The organism is Prevotella sp. HJM029 (assembly GCF_000599605.1).
Classification (GTDB): Bacteria; Bacteroidota; Bacteroidia; order Bacteroidales; family Bacteroidaceae; genus Prevotella.
The window spans coordinates 14,750-17,031 of sequence record NZ_KK082663.1; the positions used below are offsets into that span (position 1 = coordinate 14,750).

The following is a 2,282-nucleotide window of genomic DNA, read 5'->3' on the forward strand; positions in this document are numbered from 1 at the left end:
CACTATATTTTGTTGCTATTCTATTCATTCTTGTTGCTTTGAAAACGAATATCGGGTGCGAAGGTATAAACTTTTAGCGAAAGTGCAAAATCTTGGATAGAAAAAGTGATTGTAGCTGCAATTTCATCGCTACTGCCACTTACTCCGGTTGGCACGAATATAATCAAACACCGGTGACCATCGGCACTGCACCATCGGAGAAAATGGGGAAGGCGACAACAACAACAACAACGATGACCGAAAATGCGGCGGCATGGCCTCCAACGACTGTCATCAGCACATTTTTACGTTTAAGATGAGTTAAACCATTAACTAAAAGTGTTAAATTCGAATAAAGATTTAAGGAAATCAACTCTGATAAACGATTTTGGTTGTATATTTGCAACCAAATAGAAATAAAAACAAAGTGTTGAAATATTAAATTTACATTGTTATGAGAATGAATAGTAAATATCTTTTCAGCGCCCTGTGCGTAGCGGCTTTAGGTCTCTCCACAAGCGCATTCATCAAAGCAAATGCGGCACCCGAGGTTGCAGCTGTAGCTCAAGGACAGCCCATTGATTTAACCTATGCGGCCGAGAAAGCACTTCCCGCAGTGGTGCACATCAAGTTTGTGCAAAATTCAAAAGTACAAACCGTTGAGACCGATGACGACCCCTTTGGAGGTTTCTTCGATCCCTTTGGCTTCTTTGGCAATCCCAATCAAGGCGGAGGTTCGCAGCGCCGCAAAGTGCAAACACCGAAAAAGGAGGCTACGGGCAGCGGTGTTATCATCAGCAGCGATGGCTACATCGTAACCAATAACCACGTGGTAAATGGTGCCGATGAGCTCACCGTGACGCTCAACGACAACCGCGAATATTCTGCACGCATCATCGGTACCGACCCACAAACCGATTTAGCGCTCATCAAAATCAATGGCAAGAACCTACCCACACTGCCCATTGGCGACAGCGACAAACTGAAGGTGGGTGAATGGGTTCTGGCTGTGGGCAACCCCTACAACCTCAGTTCTACTGTCACAGCAGGAATCGTGAGTGCCAAGGCGCGCTCCATGGGTGGCGACGGTGGCAATGGCCCGCAGATTTCGAGCTTCATTCAAACCGATGCAGCCATCAATCCTGGTAACTCGGGTGGCGCCTTGGTTAATGCGCAAGGCGAATTGGTGGGCATCAACGCCATGCTCTATTCGCAAACAGGCGCTTATAGCGGCTATGGTTTCGCTATCCCTACAACCATCATGACCAAAGTGGTAGAAGACCTCAAGCAATATGGCACCGTGCAACGTGCTGTGTTGGGCATCCGTGGGGGCGATGTGCTGAACTACATCAACGCGCAAAAAGAAGAAAAGAAAGAGGTTGACTTGGGTACCAACGAAGGAGTTTATGTGGCAGAAGTGGTCGAAGGTAGTTCGGCTGAGGCTGCTGGCATCAAGAAAGGCGACGTGATTGTGGCAGTTGACGGCAAGAAAGTGACGAAGATGTCGGAGCTACAGGAACTGCTGTCTAAGAAACGTCCGGGCGAACAAGTAAATCTCACCTATTTGCACAACAAAGCAAAGCACAGCAAGTCGGTTGTATTGAAAAATGCACAGGGCAACACCAAAGTCATTAAGACAGCCGACCTCGATGTGTTAGGCGCAAGTTTCCGTCCAGTGACCGAGCAACAGAAGAAAGAATTCAACATCAACGTTGGTTTGGAAGTGACGAAAGTGGGCAAAGGTGCAATCAAAGACAGCGGCATCGACACTGGTTTCATTATGCAATATGCCAACGACACGCCCCTCAAAACGCTTAACGATTTGCAGGAGCTTGTGAAGAGCGCGTCGACCAGCCAAGACCCCGTGCTGATTGTGAAAGGCATTTGGCCCACGGGCAAACGCGATTATAAAGTAGTGAAGATTTCTGAATGACGCGATTATCAAGTAGTCAATCTCTCGATATGAAACAACTTTATTGCTGATTCAATTTATTCGAGATATTTAAATTTGATAAATATAGAAAAGGGCAGTTCCAATGGAGCTGCCTTTTTCTGTGAACGCGTAGCACCCCATTCTAATCTGCTAAGCAACAAAAAGCTTATCGGCGAGGGGCTCGCCGCCGATATTTTACTTCGGTTATCGTGAGCGAGGGGCTCGCCGCCAATATTTTGCTTCAGTTATCGTGAGCGAGGGTCTCGCCGCCGATATTTTGCTTCAGTTATCGTGAGCGAGGGGCTCGCCGCCGATATTTTGCTTCAGTTATCGTAAGCGAGGGGCTCGCCGCCGATATTTTGCTTTGGTT

The 2,282-nt window shown here is 47.4% G+C and carries 1 protein-coding gene; it reads left to right on the forward strand.

Annotation, left to right across the window (positions count from 1 at the left end; genetic code table 11):
• Positions 1-433: 433 nt before the first annotated feature.
• Positions 434-1,912: a Do family serine endopeptidase gene (locus tag X919_RS0108045; RefSeq protein ID WP_028899674.1), complete on the forward strand. Its 1,479-nt coding sequence runs from the start codon at positions 434-436 to the stop codon at positions 1,910-1,912.
• Positions 1,913-2,282: the final 370 nt, after the last annotated feature.

Bases quoted from the DNA above. Each gene is read 5' to 3' on its own strand.
- X919_RS0108045 (WP_028899674.1), top strand. From the start codon at position 434: ATGAGAATGAATAGTAAATATCTTTTCAGCGCCCTGTGCGTAGCGGCT.